The organism is Azonexus sp. R2A61 (genome assembly GCF_021401135.1).
Classification (GTDB): Bacteria; Pseudomonadota; Gammaproteobacteria; order Burkholderiales; family Rhodocyclaceae; genus Azonexus.
This window is the reverse complement of record NZ_JACBFO010000006.1, coordinates 117,471-138,090: the sequence shown is the minus strand read 5'-3', so window position 1 is coordinate 138,090 and position 20,620 is coordinate 117,471. Positions and strand designations below refer to the sequence as shown.

20 protein-coding genes are annotated in these 20,620 nt (G+C 67.3%); 13 read left to right on the top strand and 7 right to left on the bottom strand.

Annotated elements, in window-relative coordinates:
* Positions 1-19: 19 nt before the first annotated feature.
* The 9 genes from L0962_RS17130 (at position 20) to L0962_RS17090 (ending at position 9,966) form a co-directional block, all read left to right on the top strand.
* The gene (locus tag L0962_RS17130; protein ID WP_234087720.1) at positions 20-319 is read left to right on the top strand and encodes a c-type cytochrome; all 300 of its coding nucleotides are present in this window, start codon (positions 20-22) and stop codon (positions 317-319) included.
* Positions 320-424: 105 nt separating this feature from the next.
* Positions 425-1,417, top strand: coding sequence for an efflux RND transporter periplasmic adaptor subunit (locus L0962_RS17125; RefSeq protein ID WP_234087718.1), 993 nt, complete (start codon positions 425-427; stop codon positions 1,415-1,417).
* 3 nt (positions 1,418-1,420) lie between these two features.
* On the top strand, positions 1,421-4,624 hold the full coding sequence (locus tag L0962_RS17120) for an efflux RND transporter permease subunit (protein ID WP_234087716.1): 3,204 nt from the start codon (positions 1,421-1,423) through the stop codon (positions 4,622-4,624).
* A complete protein-coding gene (locus L0962_RS17115; protein WP_234087715.1) occupies positions 4,621-4,848 on the top strand; it encodes a DUF2892 domain-containing protein in 228 nt (75 codons plus the stop codon). The genes L0962_RS17120 and L0962_RS17115 overlap by 4 nt, the downstream gene beginning before the upstream one ends.
* A gap of 58 nt (positions 4,849-4,906) precedes the next feature.
* Positions 4,907-6,481: a DUF4139 domain-containing protein gene (locus L0962_RS17110; RefSeq protein WP_234087713.1), complete on the top strand. Its 1,575-nt coding sequence runs from the start codon at positions 4,907-4,909 to the stop codon at positions 6,479-6,481.
* Between the two features lie 46 nt (positions 6,482-6,527).
* On the top strand, positions 6,528-7,394 hold the full coding sequence (locus tag L0962_RS17105) for an NAD(P)-dependent oxidoreductase (RefSeq protein ID WP_234087712.1): 867 nt from the start codon (positions 6,528-6,530) through the stop codon (positions 7,392-7,394).
* On the top strand, positions 7,391-8,245 hold the full coding sequence (locus tag L0962_RS17100; RefSeq protein WP_234087711.1) for an NAD(P)-dependent oxidoreductase: 855 nt from the start codon (positions 7,391-7,393) through the stop codon (positions 8,243-8,245). The genes L0962_RS17105 and L0962_RS17100 overlap by 4 nt, the downstream gene beginning before the upstream one ends.
* Entirely contained in the window at positions 8,242-8,982 is a 741-nt protein-coding gene (locus tag L0962_RS17095; RefSeq protein WP_234087710.1) for a flagellar brake protein, read from the top strand. Before L0962_RS17100 ends, L0962_RS17095 begins: the two co-directional genes overlap by 4 nt.
* A 114-nt stretch (positions 8,983-9,096) precedes the next feature.
* Positions 9,097-9,966: a ZIP family metal transporter gene (locus L0962_RS17090; RefSeq protein ID WP_234087708.1), complete on the top strand. Its 870-nt coding sequence runs from the start codon at positions 9,097-9,099 to the stop codon at positions 9,964-9,966.
* Here the strand turns inward: L0962_RS17090 and L0962_RS17085 are convergent.
* From L0962_RS17085 to L0962_RS17075, 3 genes are read right to left on the bottom strand one after another with little or no spacing between them, the layout of a single operon-like run.
* On the bottom strand, positions 9,956-11,104 hold the full coding sequence (locus L0962_RS17085) for an ATP-binding protein (RefSeq protein ID WP_234087706.1): 1,149 nt from the start codon (positions 11,102-11,104) through the stop codon (positions 9,956-9,958). The two genes, L0962_RS17090 and L0962_RS17085, sit on opposite strands and share 11 nt — an antisense overlap.
* Position 11,105: 1 nt before the next feature.
* Positions 11,106-11,786, bottom strand: coding sequence for a response regulator transcription factor (locus tag L0962_RS17080; RefSeq protein WP_234087705.1), 681 nt, complete (start codon positions 11,784-11,786; stop codon positions 11,106-11,108).
* On the bottom strand, positions 11,768-12,049 hold the full coding sequence (locus L0962_RS17075; RefSeq protein WP_234087704.1) for a hypothetical protein: 282 nt from the start codon (positions 12,047-12,049) through the stop codon (positions 11,768-11,770). The genes L0962_RS17080 and L0962_RS17075 overlap by 19 nt, the downstream gene beginning before the upstream one ends.
* A 23-nt stretch (positions 12,050-12,072) precedes the next feature.
* Between L0962_RS17075 and L0962_RS17070 the strand changes: the two genes are divergently transcribed.
* Positions 12,073-12,708, top strand: a complete 636-nt coding sequence (locus tag L0962_RS17070; protein WP_234087703.1) for an EF-hand domain-containing protein — start codon at positions 12,073-12,075, stop codon at positions 12,706-12,708.
* 7 nt (positions 12,709-12,715) lie between these two features.
* Here the strand turns inward: L0962_RS17070 and dmeF are convergent, their stop codons facing one another.
* Genes dmeF through mtnA form a run of 3 tightly spaced genes read right to left on the bottom strand, consistent with a single transcriptional unit; the run spans position 12,716 to position 15,427 of the window.
* On the bottom strand, positions 12,716-13,672 hold the full coding sequence (gene dmeF / locus L0962_RS17065; RefSeq protein ID WP_234087701.1) for a CDF family Co(II)/Ni(II) efflux transporter DmeF: 957 nt from the start codon (positions 13,670-13,672) through the stop codon (positions 12,716-12,718).
* A complete protein-coding gene (locus tag L0962_RS17060; RefSeq protein ID WP_234087700.1) occupies positions 13,669-14,334 on the bottom strand; it encodes a class II aldolase/adducin family protein in 666 nt (221 codons plus the stop codon). The genes dmeF and L0962_RS17060 overlap by 4 nt, the downstream gene beginning before the upstream one ends.
* Positions 14,327-15,427, bottom strand: coding sequence for an S-methyl-5-thioribose-1-phosphate isomerase (gene mtnA / locus L0962_RS17055; protein WP_234087699.1), 1,101 nt, complete (start codon positions 15,425-15,427; stop codon positions 14,327-14,329). Before mtnA ends, L0962_RS17060 begins: the two co-directional genes overlap by 8 nt.
* A 48-nt stretch (positions 15,428-15,475) precedes the next feature.
* Between mtnA and L0962_RS17050 the strand changes: the two genes are divergently transcribed.
* The 3 genes from L0962_RS17050 (at position 15,476) to L0962_RS17040 (ending at position 17,909) form a co-directional block, all read left to right on the top strand.
* Entirely contained in the window at positions 15,476-16,645 is a 1,170-nt protein-coding gene (locus L0962_RS17050) for a pyridoxal phosphate-dependent aminotransferase (protein WP_234087698.1), read from the top strand.
* 83 nt (positions 16,646-16,728) lie between these two features.
* A complete protein-coding gene (gene mscL / locus L0962_RS17045) occupies positions 16,729-17,154 on the top strand; it encodes a large conductance mechanosensitive channel protein MscL (RefSeq protein ID WP_234087697.1) in 426 nt (141 codons plus the stop codon).
* Positions 17,155-17,267: 113 nt separating this feature from the next.
* Positions 17,268-17,909: a hypothetical protein gene (locus L0962_RS17040; RefSeq protein WP_234087695.1), complete on the top strand. Its 642-nt coding sequence runs from the start codon at positions 17,268-17,270 to the stop codon at positions 17,907-17,909.
* Between the two features lie 3 nt (positions 17,910-17,912).
* Here the strand turns inward: L0962_RS17040 and glnE are convergent, their stop codons facing one another.
* Positions 17,913-20,609, bottom strand: coding sequence for a bifunctional [glutamate--ammonia ligase]-adenylyl-L-tyrosine phosphorylase/[glutamate--ammonia-ligase] adenylyltransferase (glnE, locus tag L0962_RS17035; protein ID WP_234087693.1), 2,697 nt, complete (start codon positions 20,607-20,609; stop codon positions 17,913-17,915).
* Between the last annotated feature and the right edge of the window lie 11 nt (positions 20,610-20,620).

Here is a 20,620-nt window from a genome sequence, read left to right as displayed (position 1 = left end):
TACATCATCGGAGGGGAGAATGAAAAAACTGGTTGCCTTGGCAATGGGCTTGCTTCTGTTCGGCGGCGTGCACGCCTCGGAAGAATTGGCCAAAAGCAAGAACTGCATGACCTGCCACAATCCCGAACGCAAGATCGTCGGGCCGTCGTACAAGGAAATCACCGCCAAGCGCGGGGCGGACAAGGGCGCGGTGGCGGCGCTGGCCGGCAAGATCAAGAACGGCAGCAAGAATGAATGGGGCGCTGTCCCGATGCCGCCGAACGCGGTGAGCGATGCCGAAGCGACGACGCTGGCCAAATGGGTGCTGTCGCATAAATGATCGGTGATGCGGTGCCGGGTGATTTGCCCGGCACCGCGTGACAAGCGATCCCGGGCACACGATGCGGCTTGATGCAGCAACGTAAATCAGCGTATTCTTATATACATGATTGCCCAAGAAATCCGTTCCCTTTTCCCCTGGCTCTGGCTGCTGCTTGGCACTGCGCATGCCGCCGACGGCGGGCTTGCCGTGTTGACCGTGAAACCGCATCCGGTCGATCTGAGCTTTCCGGCGGAGTCGATCGTTGAAGCGGTGCAGCAGAGCACGGTTGGGGCGCAGCTTGCCGGTCGTGTCCTGGAGGTTCGTGCCGACGCCGGTCAGCCGGTGCGCAAGGGGGAGTTGCTGATGCGCATCGACGGCCGCGAGGCCGCCGAAGCGGCGCGTGCGGCGGAGGCGCAGTATGCGGTCGCCAAACTCAACTACGAACGACAGCGCCAGCTCAAGGCGCAGAAGTTCGTCAGCCAGGCGGCGGAGGACAAGGCCAAGGCCGATTTCGATGCGGCGGCGGCCAATCGTGCGGCGGCCGGCGCCAGCCAGAGCCATGCGGCGATCCTGTCGCCGATCGATGGCATCGTCGCGCGCCGCCATGCCGAACTGGGCGACATGGCGATGCCCGGCGTGCCGCTGTTCACCATCTACCAGCCGGGCGCCCTGCGCGTCACGGCCAGCGTGTCGCAGTTCCGGCTGCCGGCCATGCGTGCGGTCAACACGGCCAGGATCGAATTTCCCGATCTGGGTAAATGGGTCGATGCAACGTCGGTGCAGGTGCTGCCGACGGTCGATGCGGCGACGCACGTGGTGCAAGTGCGGGTCAATCTGCCGGCGGTGCCGGCGCTGGCGCCGGGCATGTTCGCCCGCGTGCATTTTGTCGTCGGCCGGGCCGACAAGCTGACCGTACCGGCCGGCGCCGTGTTGCGGCGCGGCGAGGTGACGGCCGTTTACGTCCAGACGGCCGACGGGCGTCTGGCCCTCCGCCAGTTGCGTCTCGGCGAAGGCGTCGGGGCCGGCGAAATCGAGGTGCTGGCCGGGTTGACCGCAGGCGACAAGGTGGTCGCCGATCCGGTCAAGGCCGCCATCCAGCTGAAATCGGGAAAGTAAGCCATGCGCGACGAAGCGAAGGGGCTCGGGATTTCCGGGCGCATCGCGGCCGCCTTCCAGGCCTCGCGGATGACGCCGCTGCTGGCGCTGGTCGCCTTGCTGATGGGGCTGTTCGCAACGCTGGTCACGCCGCGCGAGGAAGAGCCGCAGATCGACGTGACGATGGCCGACGTGCTGGTTGCCTGGCCCGGCGCTTCCGCCAAGGACGTCGAGAGCCTGATCGCCACGCCGGCCGAGCAGGTGTTGTCGCGCATGCACGGCGTCGAGCATGTCTTCTCGATGGCACGTAGCGGCCTGGCGATGATCACCGTGCAGTTCGAAGTCGGCGTCAAATACAACGACGCGGTGCTGCGTCTGCACGACACGGTGATGTCGCATCGCGACTGGCTGCCGCCCAATCTCGGCGTCCAGGCGCCGGTGATCAAGCCGCGCGGCATCGACGACGTGCCGATCCTGTCGCTGACCTTCCATACCGCCGATCCGGCGCGCTCGGCCTACGACCTGCAGCAGGTCGCCCATGCCGTCGAGATCGAGTTGAAACGGATTCCGGGAACGCGCGACGTGTCCACGCTGGGCGGGCCCGAACGGGCCGTCCGCGTGCTGCTCGATGCCGAGCGGATGAACGCCTGGGGCGTCACACCGCAGGATGTGGCCGTCGTGTTGCAGGGGGCGAACGCCCTGCAGTCTTCCGGCGCGCTGACCGCCGGCAATCGCGAGCTGCTGGTTGAGACCGGTACCTGGCTGGCGTCGGCGGCCGATGTCCGGCAGGTGGTGGTGGCCGTGCGCGACGGCAAGCCGGTGTTCGTCGGCGATATCGCCGGCGTCGAAGACGGCCCGGAGCAGCCGGTGCGCTACGCCTGGTTCGGCACCCGCGATGGGGAATTCCCGGCGGTGACGGTCCAGTTGTCGAAACAGCCCGGCGTCAATGCGGCGGATGTGGCGAATGCTGCGGTCGACCGCATCGAAGGCCTGAAAAACGTCGTCATTCCCGAAGGCGTCGAGGTTGCGGTCACGCGCAACTACGGCGAGACGGCGACCGAAAAGGCGCAGAAACTGATCGGCAAGCTGATCTTCGCCACGGCCTTCGTCGTCGCCCTGGTCTTCTTCGCGCTCGGCCGGCGCGAGGCGGTGATCGTCGGTGTCGCCGTCACGCTGACCCTGGCCGCGACGCTGTTCGCCTCCTGGGCCTGGGGCTTCACGCTGAACCGGGTGTCGCTGTTCGCGCTGATCTTCTCGATCGGCATTCTGGTTGACGACGCCATCGTCGTCGTTGAAAACATCCACCGCTGGCAGGGCTTGCATCCGGACAAGGGGCTGCTTGAGATCATTCCGCATGCGGTCGACGAAGTCGGCGGGCCGACCATCCTGGCCACCTTGACGGTGATCGCCGCGCTACTGCCGATGGCCTTCGTGTCCGGCCTGATGGGGCCGTACATGAGCCCGATCCCGATCAACTCGTCGATGGGCATGGCGATTTCGCTGGCCATCGCTTTCGTCGTCACGCCCTGGCTGGCGGCGAAACTGCTGAAGCCGCCTGCCGGCAGCCATGCCGAACACCCGCCGTCGACGCTGGATGCCCGGCTCGACAGCACCTTCCGCCGCCTGCTGACGTCCTTCCTCGATCCGGTCAGCGGCGGCGCGGCGCGGGTCAGGCTGGCCATCGCCATCGGCGTGCTGATCCTCGGTTCGGTGTCGCTGGCGTATTTCCAGTGGGTCGTGCTGAAGATGCTGCCGTTCGACAACAAGAGCGAATTTCAGGTCGTCGTCGACATGCCGGTCGGCACGCCGGTCGAAGAGACCGCGCGCGTGCTGCAGGAAATCGGCAGCGAACTGGCCAAGGTGCCGGAAGTGATCAACTACCAGGCCTACGCCGGAACCGCCAGCCCGATCAACTTCAACGGCCTGGTGCGCCAGTACTATCTGCGGTCGACGCCGGAAAAGGGCGATATTCAGGTCAATCTGGCGGACAAGCACCAGCGCAGCCGGAAGAGCCACGAGATCGCCGTTTCGGTCCGCGACGCGGTCGAGGCCATCGGCAAGCGCAACGGCGGCGTTGCCAAGGTCGTCGAAGTGCCGCCGGGGCCGCCGGTGATGTCGCCGATCGTCGCCGAAGTTTACGGGCCGGACGAGGCCGGGCGGATCGCTGTCGGCAAGCGCGTGCGCGAGGCCTTTGCGGCGACGCCGGACATCGTCGCGGTCGACGACACCATCGATGCCGATTCGCGCAAGCTGGTGTTGCGCGTGCTGCAGAACAAGGCGGCGCAACTGGGCGTGGCGCAGAGCGACATCGTCGCCGTGGTCAGCATGGGTCTGGCCGGCCAGGACGTGACGCCGCTGCGCAATACCGGCGCCAAATACGAAGTGCCGGTGCGCATCGTGCTGCCGGCCGAGCGCCGATCCTCGCCGGACACGCTGCTCAAGTTGCGGGTGCGCGCCGGCGACGGGCGCCTGGTGCCGATTTCGGAAGTCGTCGAAGTCCACGAGCAGTGGCGCGACAAGGCGATTTACCACAAGGACCTGCTGCCGGTCGTCTATGTGGTCGGCGACATGGGCGGCAAGCTCGATTCGCCGCTCTACGGCATGTTCGACATCCGTGCCAGGATCAATGGCATGGCGCTGCCGGAAGGCGGCACGCTCGGCGAACGTTTCATCCGCCCGCCCGACGATCCTTACGCCGGCTACAGCGTCAAGTGGGACGGCGAATGGCAGGTTACCTACGAAACCTTCCGCGACATGGGCATCGCCTACGCGGTCGGCCTGATCCTGATCTACCTGCTGGTCGTCGCCCATTTCGGCTCGTATCTGGTGCCGCTGATCATCATGGCGCCGATCCCGCTGACCCTCATCGGCGTGATGCCGGGGCATGCGCTGTTCGGCGCACAATTCACGGCGACCTCGATGATCGGCATGATCGCGCTGGCCGGCATCATCGTCCGCAACTCGATCCTGCTGGTCGATTTCATCCGGCAGCAAGTGGCTGCCGGCATGAATTTCCACGACGCGGTGATCCAGTCCGCCGCCGTGCGCGCCAAGCCGATCGCGCTGACTGCGCTGGCTGCGATGCTGGGCGCGCTGTTCATCCTCGACGACCCGATCTTCAACGGTCTGGCGCTGGCCTTGATCTTCGGCATCCTGGTGTCCACGCTGCTCACCCTGGTCGTCATTCCGGTACTTTATTACGCAGCCTTCAGGAGGGAACACCCATGACCATCGAACGCATGATCCGCATCCTCGCCGGCTTTTTCGTCCTGCTGTCGCTGGCGCTCGGCTGGCACGGCAGCCTGCTGTTCGTCTCCGAATGGTTTCTGGCGTTTACCGCCTTCGTCGGGCTGAACCTGCTGCAGAGCGGCATCACCGGTTTTTGCCCACCGGAAAAACTGTTCGCCAGGCTCGGTTTCAAACGCGGCGACGGTCCGGCCTGCGGGCGTTGATCCGCCGCTGAGCGGCGCACCGCTATAATTTCCGGACTTCGTTCCGGGAATCCGCCGCATGAAACCGCTTTCGCTCCCCGCTGCCGCGCTCTGTCTGCTTGCGCTGTCGGCAGCCGTTCCGGCCATCGCCGGCCAGCCGGCGCCGGTCAGCCGCGTCGTCCTTTATCCCGGTAGCGCGCTGGTCGAACGCACGGCGCTCGTCCGCGCCGGCGACGGGCAACTGGAGATCGAGGGCCTGCCGGCCAATTTCGACGTCGATAGCGTGCAGGTCGATGCCGATGCCGGTATCGAGATCGGCGAACTGAGCTGGCGCGACAGTGCCCGCAGCGCGCCGCTCAACGCCGAGGAGGCGCGCCTGGAAAAACTGGTCCGGACGCTGGTCGACCGCAGCGATGCGCTGAATGCCGAACGCCAGGCCGCCGAACGTTCGCTGAAATACCTCGATGCGCTGGCTTCGACCAGCGACAGCATCCATGCCGGCAATCCGGCCAGGTTGCTCGACACCATCCGCCAGGGCAGCCTGCAGGCGCAGCGCCGCATCCTCGAAATCGATGCCGGTAAGCGCGACCTGGAGCGCGAACTGGAAGCCCGCCGCCAGGATCTGGAGCGCGTGCGGCCGAGTGTGAGCAGCGTGCGCCAACTGTTGGTCCGCCTTAATGCCCGCAAGGACGGGCAGGTCCGCATCCGCTACCTCTTCGCCGACGCCGGCTGGCGGCCGGCCTACCGGGCGACGCTGGACAGCGAGGGGCGCCAGGTCGCGTTCGAGCGCATCGCACAGATCGCCCAGCGCAGCGGCGAGGACTGGCGCAATGTCGCACTGACCTTGTCGACCGGCCAGCCACGTCAGCGCGTCGCCGGGCCGCTGCCGAATGCCTGGAACCTGTCGTTGCGTCCGGAACGTCGCGCCGAAGCGATGCCGATGCTGGCCGCTGCGCCGGCGCCGCTGGCGATGCGCGCCAAGTCGGCCGAGGCCGTGGCCGACAAGCCGCTGTTCGAGGTGGCGGTCAGCGAAAACACCTTCGCGACCGAATACGCCATGCCCGGCCGTTTCAGCCTGCCGGCCGACGGCAGCAAACTGGCCGTCTCGCTCGGCCGGCAAGCGTTGCCGGTGGACCTGCAGGTCCAGGTCGCCCCGCGTCAGGAGGCAGCGGCCTATCTGGTTGCCCGCGGCAAGCTGCCGGAGGGCGTCTGGCCGGCCGGCGACATGCAGTTCTATCGCGATGGCGCCTATGTCGGCCGGACCTTGTGGAATCCGGCGCAGGCCACCGAGCTCGAACTGCCTTTCGGTCGCGACGAGCGGATCAAGGTCGTCGTGCGCAATCTGGCTGCCGACAGCGCCAGCGCCGGCTTCGTCGGGCAGCGCGCCGAGCGGCGCATCGCCGATGTGTTTACCGTCACCAGCCAGCACAAGCGGCCGGTGAGGCTGCTCGTGCTCGATGCCAGCCCGGTCGCGCGCGACAGCCAGATCGAGGTCGATGCCGGATTCACGCCGCCGGTGACGGTGCGCGACTGGCAAGGCCGGCCCGGTGTCGTAGCCTGGACGCAGACGCTGGAGGCGGGCGCGGTGCGCGAGTTCACCGCCGATTACCGGATCCGCTGGCCGAAGGAACGCAGCGTCGTCGGCTTGCCCTGAATCAGGCCGGCGGCGCCGGCATATCAACGAAACACGGAGTATTCGCATGAAGATTGGATTTATCGGCCTGGGCATCATGGGTCGTCCGATGGCCCTCAACCTGATCAAGGGCGGGCATCAAGTCAGCGTCTGGGCGCGTCGCGCCGAATCGATGCAGCCGCTGCTCGACGCCGGCGCCGTCGGTGCCGCGTCGCCGGCACAAGTGGCCAAAGGCCAGGATCTGGTGATCTCGATGGTCGCCGATGCGCCGGACGTCGCCGACGTCATGCGCGGCGTCGCCAGCGCCGGCAACCGCGGGCTGGTCGCTGTCGACATGAGCACCATCGCGCCGGCGGCGGCGCGCGCCATCCACGCCGAGCTGGCGGCGGCCGGCGTCGATTTCATCGACGCGCCGGTGTCCGGCGGCGAAGTCGGCGCCATCGCCGGCAGCTTGTCGATCATGGCCGGCGGTTCCGAGGCCGCCTTTGCCCGGGCCCTGCCGGCTTTTGCCTGCATGGGCAAGAATGTCGTCCACGTCGGCGGCCCCGGCGCCGGGCAGGTGACCAAGGCGGCCAACCAAATCGTCACCGGCATGGGCGTGCTGGCGGTCGCCGAGGCGATGGCTTTTGCCTCGAAAAACGGTGTCGACCGTGGCAAGGTGCGCGAGGCGCTGCTCGGCGGCTTCGCCTACTCGAAGATCCTCGAGAATCACGGTCAACGCATGCTCGACCGCAATTTCCAGCCGGGTTTCAAGAGCTGGATGCACGAGAAGGACCTCAACATCGTGATGCAGACGGCGCACGAGCTCGGGCTGTGCCTGCCCGGCTCGGCGGCGACCGCGCAGATGTTCAACGCGATGGTCGGCTCGGGCCTCGGCGAGGAGGATTCGATCGCCGTGCTCAAACTCCTGGAAAATCTCTCGGGACAGGCATGAAGGTCGGCTTCATCGGTCTGGGCGCGATGGGGCGCCCGATGGCCCTGCACCTGCACGCGGCCGGCCAGGAATTGCACGTCTGGGCGCGTCGACCGCAAACTTGCGCCGGCCTGCCGGCCACCGTCCATGCCACCCCGGCGGCGCTCGGCGCCGCCTGCGAGGTGGTGTTCACGATCATCACATCGAGCGCCGACGTCGCAGGCGTTGCCCTCGGCGAAGATGGCCTGATCCACGGCATGGCGCCGGGCAGCGTGCTCGTCGATTGCTCGACCATTGCGCCCGACGTTGCCCGGCGCATCGCCGGCCAACTGGCCGAAAAAGGCATCCACATGCTCGACGCGCCGGTCTCCGGCGGCGAGCAGGGGGCGAAAGACGCGACGCTGGCGATCATGGCCGGCGGCGACGCCGCGGTCCTCGAACGGGTACGCCCGCTGCTCGAGACGCTCGGCCAGCGCATCGTCCATGTCGGCCCGAACGGCGCCGGTCAGGTCGCCAAGGCCTGCAACCAGATGATCATGGTCGCCGCCATCGAGGCGGTCGCCGAAGCGATGCACCTGGCGAGGGCTGCCGGCGTCGATCCGGCGAAAGTGAAACAGGCGCTGGCCGGCGGCTCGGCCGGCTCGCGCGTGCTGGAAATCATGGGCCGGCGCATGGTTGACCGTGACTTTGCCGCCGGCATCGAGGCCCGCCTGCATCACAAGGATTTCGGGCTGGTCCTCGCCGCGGCGCGCCAGAGTGGCGTGCCGGTGGCGTTGACGGCGAGCGTCGCCCAGCAGCTCAACGCGCTGATGGCGCTGGGTTTCGGCAAGGACGATACGAGCTCGCTGCTGCGCGTGCTGGAGGCGGCATGACGCAGATCGCGACGATGTCGGAAAGCGAGTTCGAGGATCGTTTCCTGATCACCGGCCCGCGGGCGATCGCCTTCACCCTGGCGGCGCTGGCCAGGGAGGCGACGCCGTTCTCGGTCCATTTCGGGGGCGAACTGTTCGTCACCCGGCTGCTCGATGCTTCGCCGGAGGATGGGTGCCTGTATTTCGACTACAGCGGCGTCGAGCGGCTGAACAAGCGCTTGCTCGGCGAGGGGCGCTGCAGCTTTGCCGGCAGTCCGAACGGTATTCAGGTGCAATTTGCGGTCGACCGCGTCAGCGAGACGGTTTTCCAGGGCGGGCGGGCATTTTCGGCCCCCTTGCCGGCGCGTATCCTGCGCCTGCAGCGCCGGGAGAGCTTCCGGATCGCCACGCCGCGCGGCCGCCCTTTCCCGTTTTTCGGCCGGCTGGCCGAAGGTGCCTTGTGGGAAAGCAGCGTGCACGACCTCTCGGTGGCCGGCATCGGCCTGCAGGTCGGCAGCTTGCCCGAGGCGCTGGCGGTCGGCGAGCGCCTGTGGCGCTGCCATTTTCATCTGGCCGAGGAAGCGCACGAGCTGTATTGCAATGCGACGATCCGTCACCTGACCGAGCAGGAAGCGCGTGCCGGCAACCGTCTGTGGCGCGTCGGCCTGGCCTTCGAGGACCTGCCGATGAACGACCAGAACCGGATCCAGCGCTACATCGCCCATGTCGAGCGGGAGCGCAAGGAGATGGGCGTCTGAGGCCGTCCGGGAACCTTGCGGCGCGGTGGCTGTCATTTGGTGCCCTGTCGCGAAAGGTATAACATCGCGCATCTTTTTCCGGGCCCGTGCCCGGCATTCTAGGAATTCCCAGCAATGACCACATTAGGCATGATCCTGCTCGCCTGCCTGGCGGGCGGCCTGATCAGCATGGCGGCGGCCGCCGCCGTGGTTTTCCGCCTGTCCCGGCAGTCGACCGCAGTCCTCGTCGCTTTCGCCGCCGGGGTCATGCTGTCGTCGGCCTTCCTGCACATCCTGCCGGAAGCCTTCGCCACGCTGCCGGCGGCGGAGGTGCATGCCCACGCCGCGGCGGCGTTGCCGGAAGGGCACCACGAGAACGACGGTCACGATCATCACGAGCACGCGGCCGCCCATGTCGGCCACGATCATGGTGCGACCGGTCCGGCGACGACGCTGTTCGGCATCATGCTGCTCAGCCTTTTTGTCTTTTTCTCGCTCGAACGGCTGGCGCTGTGGCGCCATTCGCACGGCGACTGCGCATCGCACGAGGGGCACCACGCGACGGTGACTGCGCCGCTGCTGATCCTGGTCGGCGACGCCTTCCACAATTTTGTCGACGGCCTGCTGCTGGCGGCGGCCTTCCTGGCTGATCCGATGCTCGGCGTGACCACCACGGTGGCGATCATCGCCCACGAAATCCCGCAGGAAATCGGCGATTTCGTGCTGCTGCGCAACGGCGGCTGGAGCAATGCCAAGGCCTTCCTGGCCAATGCCGGTTCCAGCCTGAGTTCGTTGCTCGGCGGCGTGCTCGGTTACTTCACGCTGAGCTCGGCCAGCGCGGCGTTGCCCTACGTGCTGGTGATCGCCGCATCGAGTTTCATCTACGTGGCGCTGGCCGACCTGCTGCCCTTGCTGCACAAGCAGCGCGACAGTTTCGTCCGGCAGAGCCTGCTGATTGCCGCCGGCGTTGCCGTCGTGCCGCTGGTTGGCCTGTTCACGCACTGATCCGCGGCAGTTCGATGGTCACCCGCAGGCCGCCCGTCGGGCGGTTTTTTGCCGAAATCCGGCCGTCGACCGCATGCAGCGCACGCCGGGCGATGGTCAGGCCCAGGCCGTAACCGCCGGGTTTGCCGTCGAGCCGGCGGAACGGCGCAAAGATGTTTTCCAGTTCCTGTTCCGGCACGCCGGGCCCGTCGTCGTCGATCAGCATGCGGCAGTGCGTGGCGTCCGCCGTGACCCGGATGGCGACGGTGCCGCCGACAGGCGAATGGCGCAGGGCGTTGCGCACGACGTTTTCGACGGCGCGCAGCAGCAGTTCCGGCGCGGCCCGGGTCAGCAGTTCGGGCGGCGTGTCCAGCGTCACCGCAATGCCGTGCTGGTCGGCTTCGAAGCGGGCATCCTCGACCAGTTCGGCGAGCAGTTCGCTGAGATCGACGATTTCCGCCGTGCCACCGGTGCCGGCATCGATCCGCGACAGGGTCAGCAGTTCGCCGACCAGACGATCCATTCGCTCGCCCTCGCGTTCCAGCCGCTCCAGCGTTTCCGGCGTTCGCGCCGGTTGCTGCCGGGCCAGGCCGATCGCCGCGTGCATGCGGGCCAGCGGCGAGCGCATTTCGTGCGAAACGTCGTGCAGCAGGCGTTGCTGCGTATCGAGCACGCCAGCCAGGCGGGTGGTCATGCGGTCGAATTCGCGGCCGAGCTCGGCCAGTTCGTCGCGCCGGCGACCCAGCGTGGGGCCGATCCGCACCGACAGATCGCCGCTGCCGGCGGCGACGAAGGCGGCTTTCAGTCGGGCCACCGGGCGGCTGACCATCCAGGCGATTGCCGCCGCCGACAGCAGGCTGGCGACGATGCCGGCCAGGATGTGCATGAGGGCCGGCGGCGGGATGTCCGGCGGCGGTTCGCCGGCGGGTCCGGCGAACGGCGGTGGCGGTCTCGCTCCGGCGTCGGGCGGCGGCCCGGGCGGGGCGAACGGCGGGAACGGACGGGGCGGCGGTGCTTGCCATCCTTCGGCCTGCAGACGGCTGGCGAATCGTGCCTCGATCGCCTGGCGGTCCGTCCAGAAATAAAGGCTGGTACCGAGCGCCGCGGCGAGCTGGGCCAGCCAGACGATCAGGAAGAACTTCCAGAACAGGCGGCCCATGTCAGCAGGGAATCATCTGGTAGCCCTGACGGAATACCGTCTGGATGCACGAGCGGCCGTCGGGCAGCGGGCCGAGCTTGTGGCGGATGCTCGACAGGTGGACGTCGATGCTGCGGTCGAAGCGGTTGAGCGGCCGGCCGAGGGCGTGCTCGGAGAGCTCCGCCTTGCTGACGGTGCGGCCGGCATTGCGGGCGAGGACTTCGAGCAGGTTGAATTCGGTGCTGGTCAGATCGATCGCCTGCCCCTGCCATTCCGCCGTGCGTTGGCGCGGGCGCAGACAGAGCGGGCCGACCGTGACGTCGTCGTCGTTGCTCGGCGCATCGCTGCTGCGGCGCAGGATGGCGCGCAGCCGGGCGGCCAGTTCGCGCGGCAGGCAGGGTTTCGGGACGTAGTCGTCGGCGCCCAGTTCGAGACCGACGATGCGGTCCATGCCGTCGCCCCGCGCCGTCAGCATCAGGATCGGTATCCGGCTCTGGGCGCGGATCCGGCGCAACACTTCGACGCCCGACAGGCCGGGCATCATGACGTCGAGCACGGCGATCGCATAGCTGCCGCTCAGGGCTTCCCGCACGCCGCTTTCCCCGTCCGCCACGTGGCGGACGACGAAGCCTTCGTTCCGCAGGTAATCGCCGAGCAACTCGGCGAGTTCCTGGTCGTCATCAATCAGTAGTACCGCTGCCATGTCCCGTTTTCCTTTGCCGCCGCCCTGTCCTTGCAGGCGGAAACCCGCGTCATTCCACGTTTTCCGGATGCCGGCAAGTTTTTGCCGGGCGGCGAATTTTGCCGATCTGGCGTGATTTTCGACGATTTTTCGACGTTGACCGCAGGTTTTCCGTGGGTTCTTAACCGACTTTTACCTGCTTTAACCCGTTTCGCCGCAAATTTTGGCCGGCCTTGGTCGATAAATTGCTCAAACAGGGCAACCGGACGCGTCTCCGGCTTCAATCATTGCATTCAAGGAGTTCATCATGGTCACCAGTGTCAGCGGCAGTTCCTCCCTCAGCCAGTTATTTTCAAAGATCGACAGCAAGAGCCAGGGTTACATTGAAAAGAGTGACCTGGCCTCCATCTTTCAGTCCATTTCCGGCAGCGGGGACGACAGTTCGGTTGAAGACCTGTTTTCGATGCTCGACAGCGACAGCGACGGCAAGGTCACCGAGCGCGAGTTCTCGACCACGCTGAGCAAGCTGCAGCAGCAACTGGAAGACCAGTTCGGTCAGATGCGGATGCAGCAGGGCATGCAAGGCATGCCGCCACCGCCGCCGCCGCAAAATGACGAGGGCTTCACGCAGGACGAGTTGCAGGCGCAACTCGAGGAAATCGGCGATACCGACAGCCAGCGTGCCAGTCTGATTTCGAACATCGTGTCGAATTTCGAGGCGGCCGACAGCGATGGCGACGGCAAGGTCAGCTTTGCCGAGGCGATGGCTTACGACAAGTCGCAGCAGGGCGGGGGCAGCGATAGCGCAACGACGAGCGCATCGACGACGGCCAGCGGCGAGAGCAGTCAGTACGATGCGGTGAGCCGGATACTGCAACTGCTCCAGGCTTACAGCCGTCCGGACGACAACAACATCAGCAGCCTGCTCGATACGCTGGCGTGAATGGGGTTCAGTCCGGGCACTCGTCGCAGCGGTGGATTTCCACGGTGACGTGGACCAGTTCCTCGTGGATGGCGAGCGCCTGGCGGACGGCCAGCGGGGTGAGGGCGGGATCGTGCGTCAGCAGCGACAGCGCGCAGGCGTAGGCGCCGTTGCTGACGCGCCAGACGTGCAGATCGGTCAGGTGCGTGCCGGCCGGCAGGCTGGCGATCACCTCGCGCACTTCCTCGACCACCGGGTGATCCATTTCGCGGTCGAGCAGCACGCGGCCGGTGTCGCGCAGCAGGTTCTTTGCCCAGAGCGCGACCAGCCCGGCGCCGACCAGCGCGCAGACCGGGTCCAGCCAGTCCCAGCCCCACAGCCAGCCGCCGGCCAGTGCGGCAATGGCCAGCACCGAGGTCAGCGCATCGGTGATCACGTGGATGTAGGCGGCCTTCAGGTTCAGGTCGTGATGGCCGTGCGGCGCATGGTCGTGCCCGTGGCCGTGGCCGTGCGAATGCCCGTGGTCGCCGGCGCGGTGCAGAATTGCCGCGCAACCGAGGTTGACCGCAAGACCGATGGCGGCGACCAGCATCGCTTCCAGGTAGTGGATCGGTGCCGGTTCGATCAGGCGCTCGACGGCGCCGAACACCATCAGTCCGGCGACGACGAGCAGGAACAGCGCGCTGGTGTAGCCGGCCAGCACTTCGATCTTCCAGGTGCCGAAAGTGAAGCCCGGGTCGCCGGCGTACTTGCGTGCCGCGGCGTAGGCAAAGGAAGCCAGGCCGATGGCCAGGGCGTGCGAGCTCATGTGCCAGCCGTCGGCCAGCAGCGCCATCGAGTTGAACCACCAGCCGGCGGCGATCTCGACCACCATCATCGCCAGCGTGATCCACAGTACCCAGCGTGTGCCGGCTTCGGCGCGGGCGTTGCCGGCGCCGAAATCGTGCGATTGTTCCCAGCGGCTCAGGTCGTGTTCGGCGTTCATTTCTGTCCGTATCCCTTGAATTTCTCGATGACTTCGGCCATCTCGGCGGCGTCGAGCAGCACCGGGTCGCCGAGCTGGCAGGCCCGCCAGTATTGTTCGCAAAGTTCTTCCAGTTCGACCGCCAGCGCGAAAGCTTCGTCGAGATCGCGACCGGCGACCAGCAGGCCGTGGTTGGCCAGCAGGCAGCCCTTGCGCTCCGTCATCGCGGCCATTGCTGCGGTCGACAGCGCCGGCGAACCGAAAATCGCGTAATCGGCGCAACGGATCGTCGCCCCGCCGAAGCGGGCGATCATGTAGTGGAAGGGCGGAATGTCGCGACGCAGGCAGGCCAGCGTGACGGCGAACGGCGAGTGGGCATGCAGCACGGCGCCGACTTCCGGTCGGGCGGCGTACAGGTCGCGGTGGAAGCGCCATTCGGACGACGGCTTGCGGCGGCCGGTCCAGCTTGCGTCGGCGCTGTCGTGTGCATTTTTGTCCGCCGGGGTGTCGATGCGCATGTGCGGAATGTCGTCGGCGCTCAGCGCGTCGTAGGCCAGGCCGGTCGGCGTGATCAGGAAGCCGTCGCCGTCGCGCACGCTGAGGTTGCCGGCGGTGCCGCGGTTCAGCCCGGCCGGGCGCATGGCGCGGGCGGCGGCGATCAGTGCGGCGCGCGGATCAGTCATCAGCGGTCTCCGGATAGAGCGTGCGCAGACCGTCGCGGCTGGCCGGGCAGGCGCCGCGTTCGGTGACGATGGCCGTCACCAGCCGGGCCGGTGTCACGTCGAAGGCCGGGTTGCCGACCGCCTGCGCTGCCGGCAACTGGCGCACGACGGCCGGCGTGCCGTCTTCGGCGAGGCCGTGCACCAGCCGGAATTCGTCGCCGTCGCGTTCCTCGATCGGGATACCGGCACCGTCCGGGCAGGCAAAATCGAGCGTCGAGCGCGGCGCGGCGACGTAGAAGGGAATCCCGTTGTCGGCGCAGGCCAGGCCCTTGAGGTAAGTGCCCACTTTGTTGGCGACGTCGCCGTTGGCGGCAATGCGGTCGGCGCCGACGATCACCGCATCGACCTTGCCCTGACGCAGCAGGATGCCGGCCGCGTTGTCGGCGACGACGGTGTGCGGCACACCGTGCTGGGCCAGTTCCCAGGCGGTCAGCAGGCCCTGGTTGCGCGGCCGCGTCTCGGATACCCAGACGTGCACCGGCAACCCGGCATCGTGCGCGGCATAGACCGGCGACAGCGCGGTGCCGTGGTCGACGGTGGCCAGCCAGCCGGCGTTGCAGTGCGTCATCACGTTGAGCACGCGGCCATGGCGGCGCGGCAGGCGGCGCAACAGGTCGAGCCCGTGCCGGCCGATGGCGGCATTCTGCGCGACGTCTTCCTCGGCGATGGCGGCGGCTTCGGCCCAGGCGGCGGTGCCGCGTTCTGCGGTCGACAGGCCGCGCAACGCATTTTCCATGCGGGCCAGCGCCCAGTGCAGATTGACCGCCGTCGGCCGCGTCGACCGCAGCAGCGCCGCGGCCTCGTGCAGGCGCGCGTCGGAGGCGTCGTCGCCCTCTTGGCCACTGAGCGCCACCGCCAGCCCGTAGGCCGCCGTGGCGCCGATCAGCGGCGCGCCGCGCACCTGCATGGCGCGGATCGCATGTGCCGCTTGCGCCAGCGTGGCGACGGGCAGCCAGTGCAGCGCGTGCGGCAGGCGGGTCTGGTCGATGATCTCGAAAGTGCGCCGGGCCGGGTCGGCGCGCAGCGTGCGGGTGGGGATGCCGTCGATGTTCATGGTCGGCATTGTGGCATAGTGAAAGTCTTCGAAAAACCTTGCCAGACCATGGAAACCCCGATCCGCATCGCCTCCCGCTTTCCCGACATGGGCACGACGATCTTCACGGTGATGTCCAAGCTCGCCGCCGATTGCGGCGCCGTCAACCTGTCGCAGGGCTTTCCCGATTTTCAGGCCGAGCCCGAACTGTTCGACGCGCTGCACCGACACATGAAGGCCGGCCGCAACCAGTACGCGCCGATGGCCGGCATGCCGGAACTGCGCGCCGCCATCGCCGACAAGGTCGCCGCGCTGTACGGCACGCGTTTCGATGCCGACAGCGAGGTCACCGTAACGGCCGGCGCCACCCAGGCGATCTTCACGGCGGTTGCCGCCTTCGTCCGGCCGGGCGACGAGGTGATCGTCTTCGAGCCGGTCTACGACTCGTACGGGCCGGCGATCGAAGCGGTCGGCGGTACGGTCGTCCGGGCCCGGCTGCAGTTTCCCAATTACGCGCCGGACTGGGCGCAGGTGCGTGCGCTGGTCAGCGAACGGACGCGGATGATCATCCTCAATTCGCCGCACAATCCGACCGGCGCCGTGCTGTCTGCGGTCGACCTGGGCGAACTGGCAAAAATCGTCGCCGGTACCGACATCGTGCTGCTGTCCGACGAAGTCTACGAGCACATCCTGTTCGACGGCCGACCGCACCTGAGCCTGTGCGGCCATCCCGAACTGGCGCCGCGCAGCCTGGTGGTCAGCAGTTTCGGCAAGACCTATCACATCACCGGCTGGAAGATCGGCTATGTGGTCGGGCCGGCGGCGCTCTGCGCCGAGTTCCGCAAGATCCACCAGTTCAACGTGTTCACCGTGCATGGACCGTCGCAGCTGGCGCTGGCCGACTACATGCAGGACGCGTCGCGCCATCTCGGGCTGGCCGCCTTCTATCAGGAAAAGCGCGATGCCTTCCGCGCCCTGCTGGCGGCGACGCCCCTCGAATTGCTGCCCTGTGCCGGCACCTATTTCCAGCTTGCCCGCTACACGGCGATCTCCGGGCTGCCGGACCGCGCCTTTGCCGACTGGCTGACCCGCGAGGTCGGCGTCGCGGTGATCCCGGTCTCGGCCTTCCACGCCGACGGTCACGATGAGCGGGTGGTCCGCTTCTGCTTTGCAAAACGGCCGGAAACGCTCGAAGCGGCGGCCGGGCGCCTGTGTAAAGGCTTTGCGAAACAATGTTGAATAATGCAAAGCGGCTTGACGCTGTTTCGGCCGCGCAAGAATAATGCCCCACCCATAAACCATCATTCCCCGAGGAAAACAGCATGAGCATGATGCAGGAATTTCGTGAATTCGCCGTCAAGGGCAACGCCGTCGATCTCGCCGTCGGTGTCATCATCGGCGGCGCTTTCGGCAAGATCGTCGATTCCATCGTCGGCGACCTGATCATGCCGCTGGTCGGCAAGGTGGTCGGCAATCTCGACTTCTCCAACCTGTTCGTCGTGCTCGGCGACAACCCGAACAACCTGAGCACGCTGGCCGACCTGAAGAAGGCCGGTATCGCCGTGTTCGCCTACGGCAGTTTCCTGACCATCCTGGTCAATTTCGTCATCCTGGCCTTCATCATCTTCTTGATGGTCAAGCAGATGAACCGGCTGCGCAAACCGGAAGCGCCGGTCGTCGAAGAAGCCCCGGCTACGCCGGAAGACATCGTGCTGCTGCGCGAAATCCGCGACTCGCTGCAGAAGTGATCCGGCTCGGCGCCCGTCGCGGCGCCGATTGCAACAGTTCGTAAATCCGGTCGGCCGCGCGTCGGCCGGTGCGTTATTCCGGCATTGGCGTCTCCCCGATGGAGGAACAAGGAATGCGCAAGCTGTTGCTGGTGATGTCTGCAAGTCTCGCCCTGGGCGGCTGTGTCGTCGCCCCGGCTTACGATGAGGCGGTGGTGGTGGCACCGCCGCCGCCGCGCGTCGAATATCCGGGCTATCCGCCGGTCACCGGCTATGTCTGGATGGGCGGCTACTGGAACTGGATCGGTACGCGTTACGAATGGGTCGGCGGCCGCTGGTCGCCGCCGCGTCCCGGTTATCGCTGGGTCGAACCGCGCTGGGTCAACGACGGTTCCTACTGGCGTCATCAGGGCGGTCGCTGGGAAACGGACCGCTACGGGCCGCCACCATCCCGGGTCGTGACTCCGCCACCGCCACCGCCACCGCCGCCGCGCAGGGCTTGGGAAGAACCGCCGCGCAGCGAACCTCGGCGTGGCGAACCGCCGCGACCGGAATACCGTGAACCGCCGCGTCCCGCACCTCCGCCGGAGCGTGGCGAGATGCGCCGTCCCGATTTTCGTCCCGCACCGCCGCGCGACATGCCGCAGGCCGCGCCGCCGGCGGGCTGGGAAGGCCGTCCCGAAGGGCGCCGCCCGGACGGCGAACGGCGGGGCGGTGACGATGGCCGCCATCGCGACGGCCCCAGGGGCGGTCCGCCGCGCGGCGACGACCGCTGAGTGTCAGTCGCCGAAAACGGCCTGCCAGAGGGTGTCGACCGCAAGAATGTGCTTTTCCACTTCCTCGCGCGGCACCGGCGCCTTCGGTGTGGCCGACAGCCGGCGGGCATGCTGCAGCCGGCGGAATTCGCGGTAGGCGTCGCCGGCCGCCCGGGCCTGCGCCGGATCGATCAGGCCCAGTTCGCCGGCGATCCTCAGCAGCGCGATGTTGCCGAGGTTGCCGGTGAGTTCGGCATGGCGGTGGGCGTGGCCGAGGACCAGATACTGCACGATGAACTCGACGTCGATGATGCCGCCCTTGTCGTGCTTCAGGCCGAAATGGGTGGCGCTGTGGCCGGCGTGCGCGTCGTACATCTTGCGGCGCATGGCGACGACTTCGTCCTTCAGCGTCGCCAGGTCGCGCGGCAGGCGCAGGATTTCGCAGCGGATTTCTTCGAAGCGCTGGCCGACCGCCGGATCGCCGGCGCAGAAGCGGGCGCGGGTCAGCGCCTGGTGTTCCCAGGTCCAGGCGTTCTTCAGTTCGTAATCGCGGAAGGCATCGACGGTCACCGCCAGCAGGCCGGAATCGCCGTTCGGGCGCAGCCGCAGGTCGGTCTCGAACAGGATGCCGGCCGGCGTCTGGCTGGACAGCCAGGTACCCAGGCGCTGGCCGAGCCGGGTGTAGTTTTCCTGGGCGTCCTGGTCGGCATCGTCGTAGAGGTAAACCAGATCGAGGTCGGAGGCGTAGCCGAGTTCCTTGCCGCCCATCTTGCCGTAGCCGATGACGGCGAATTTCGGGGTGTCGCAGTGCCGGTTGCGGATCTTGCCCCAGACCAGCGGCAGCGTTTCCCGGACGATGGTGTCGGCCAGTTCGGTCAGATGGTCGGACAGCGATTCGATGGTCTGCAGCCCGGCCAGGTCCTGGGCCAGCAGCCGGAAGACCTGGGCGTGGTGCATCTCGCGCAGGATGTCCATCTCGCGCTCGGTGTCGCCGGCATGGGTGGCGAGGTTGACGCGCAACTGCTCGCGGAAACCGGTCCAGTCGGTGGCGCCGTCGTACAGGCGCTGGTCGAGCAGTTCGTCGAGCAGCAGCGGGTGGCGGTTCAGGTAGTCGGCAGCCCAGGCCGAGGCGCAGATCATGTCGGCGACGCGGCGCAAGGCCATCGGGTATTGCTGCAACAGCGCCAGATAGGAACCGCGGCGGGCGATGTTCTCGAGGAAGCCGATGCCGCGTTGCAGCGTCGTGTCCGGTTCCGGCGTGGCGCCGGCCGCTTCGATCAGGCGCGGGCCGACCGCGTCGAGCCGCTGGCGGTTGCTGGCCGGCAACTGCTGGTAGCGGCTCGATTCGCGCAGCGCGGTCAGACTGGCGATGGCCTCCTGCGGACGGCGAAAGCCGAGGTTGCCGAAGGCTTCGAAAGCGGTGTCCTCGTCGAGCTGGCCGAGCCACAGGCCGGTCAGCGGGTGTTCGCCCGATTCCGGGTCGGAGAAGACTTCGTCGAAATGCCGGCTGACCCGCGTGCGGTGCGCGTCGAGCACGGCGAGCATGGCCGGCCAATCCGGGAAATCCATGCTGCGGGCGATTTTTTCCCGTTCGCCGGCGTCGACCGGCAGCATGTGCGTCTGCTGGTCGCCGACGTATTGCAGGCGGTGTTCGAGGCGGCGCAGGAAAACGTAGGCCTCGCGCAGTTCGCGCTCGCTGTCGGCCGGCAGCAACTGGCGTTCGACGAGCAGCGCCAGCACATCGAGCGTGGCGCGGATCTGCAGTCCGGCATCGCGGCCGCCGCGGATCAGCTGGAACACCTGGGCGATGAACTCGATCTCGCGGATGCCGCCGGGGCCGAGCTTGACGTGGTCGGCCATGTCCTTGCGCGCCACCTCGCGGCGGATCTGCGCGTGCAGGTCGCGCATCGCGTTGATCGCGCCGAAGTCGAGGTACTTGCGGAAGACGAAGGGGCGGGCGATCTTCTGCATCGCATCGACCCAGGCCGGCTGCAGGTTGTCGCCGGCGTTCATCGTCCGGCCCTTGATCCAGGCATAGCGTTCCCACTCGCGGCCCTGGGTGATGAAATAGTTTTCCAGCGAGTCGAGCGAGCAGACCAGCGGCCCGGAATCGCCGTGCGGGCGCAGCCGCATGTCGACGCGGAAGACCTGGCCGTCGGCGGTGATGTCGCCGAGCGCCTGGATGATCTTCTTGCCCAGCCGGTTGAAGAAATCGTGGTTTTCGATCGACTTCGGCCCGGCGGTGTCGCCTTCCTCGGGGTACACGAAGATGTAATCGACGTCGGACGACACGTTCAGCTCGCGGCCGCCCAGCTTGCCCATGCCGATCACCAGCAGGCGCTGCGGATTGCCGGCCGCGTCGAGCGGTTCGCCGTAGGTGGCGACCAGTTGCCGGTGATAGTGGGTCAGCGCGAAGTTGGTCGTCACGTCGGCCAGCAGCGTCATGCTTTCGACGACTTCGGCGAGCGGCGCCAGGCCGCACAGGTCGCGCAGCATGATGTGCGCCATCGCCCGCTGGCGCAGCCGGCGCAAGGCCCGGCGCAGTGCTTCGTCGTCGGCGAATTCGCCGGCCAGCGGTGCCTGCAGCAGTGCTTCGTCGAGCGGCGTGTGCCAGCTGGCCTGCAGTTCGGGAATCAGTTCGGGGCGGGCCTGCAGCAGCGTGCTCAGGTAACGGCTGTGGGCCAGCGCGTCATGCCAGCGGGGATCGGGGGATTGGGCCATGGATTCGGGCG

Coding starts and splice junctions, on each gene's coding strand:
- L0962_RS17130 (WP_234087720.1), top strand. CDS start 20: ATGAAAAAACTGGTTGCCTTGGCAATGGGCTTGCTTCTGTTCGGCGGC.
- L0962_RS17125 (WP_234087718.1), top strand. CDS start 425: ATGATTGCCCAAGAAATCCGTTCCCTTTTCCCCTGGCTCTGGCTGCTG.
- L0962_RS17120 (WP_234087716.1), top strand. CDS start 1,421: ATGCGCGACGAAGCGAAGGGGCTCGGGATTTCCGGGCGCATCGCGGCC.
- L0962_RS17115 (WP_234087715.1), top strand. CDS start 4,621: ATGACCATCGAACGCATGATCCGCATCCTCGCCGGCTTTTTCGTCCTG.
- L0962_RS17110 (WP_234087713.1), top strand. CDS start 4,907: ATGAAACCGCTTTCGCTCCCCGCTGCCGCGCTCTGTCTGCTTGCGCTG.
- L0962_RS17105 (WP_234087712.1), top strand. CDS start 6,528: ATGAAGATTGGATTTATCGGCCTGGGCATCATGGGTCGTCCGATGGCC.
- L0962_RS17100 (WP_234087711.1), top strand. CDS start 7,391: ATGAAGGTCGGCTTCATCGGTCTGGGCGCGATGGGGCGCCCGATGGCC.
- L0962_RS17095 (WP_234087710.1), top strand. CDS start 8,242: ATGACGCAGATCGCGACGATGTCGGAAAGCGAGTTCGAGGATCGTTTC.
- L0962_RS17090 (WP_234087708.1), top strand. CDS start 9,097: ATGACCACATTAGGCATGATCCTGCTCGCCTGCCTGGCGGGCGGCCTG.
- L0962_RS17085 (WP_234087706.1), bottom strand. CDS start 11,104: ATGGGCCGCCTGTTCTGGAAGTTCTTCCTGATCGTCTGGCTGGCCCAG.
- L0962_RS17080 (WP_234087705.1), bottom strand. CDS start 11,786: ATGGCAGCGGTACTACTGATTGATGACGACCAGGAACTCGCCGAGTTG.
- L0962_RS17070 (WP_234087703.1), top strand. CDS start 12,073: ATGGTCACCAGTGTCAGCGGCAGTTCCTCCCTCAGCCAGTTATTTTCA.
- dmeF (WP_234087701.1), bottom strand. CDS start 13,672: ATGAACGCCGAACACGACCTGAGCCGCTGGGAACAATCGCACGATTTC.
- L0962_RS17060 (WP_234087700.1), bottom strand. CDS start 14,334: ATGACTGATCCGCGCGCCGCACTGATCGCCGCCGCCCGCGCCATGCGC.
- mtnA (WP_234087699.1), bottom strand. CDS start 15,427: ATGAACATCGACGGCATCCCCACCCGCACGCTGCGCGCCGACCCGGCC.
- L0962_RS17050 (WP_234087698.1), top strand. CDS start 15,476: ATGGAAACCCCGATCCGCATCGCCTCCCGCTTTCCCGACATGGGCACG.
- mscL (WP_234087697.1), top strand. CDS start 16,729: ATGAGCATGATGCAGGAATTTCGTGAATTCGCCGTCAAGGGCAACGCC.
- L0962_RS17040 (WP_234087695.1), top strand. CDS start 17,268: ATGCGCAAGCTGTTGCTGGTGATGTCTGCAAGTCTCGCCCTGGGCGGC.
- glnE (WP_234087693.1), bottom strand. CDS start 20,609: ATGGCCCAATCCCCCGATCCCCGCTGGCATGACGCGCTGGCCCACAGC.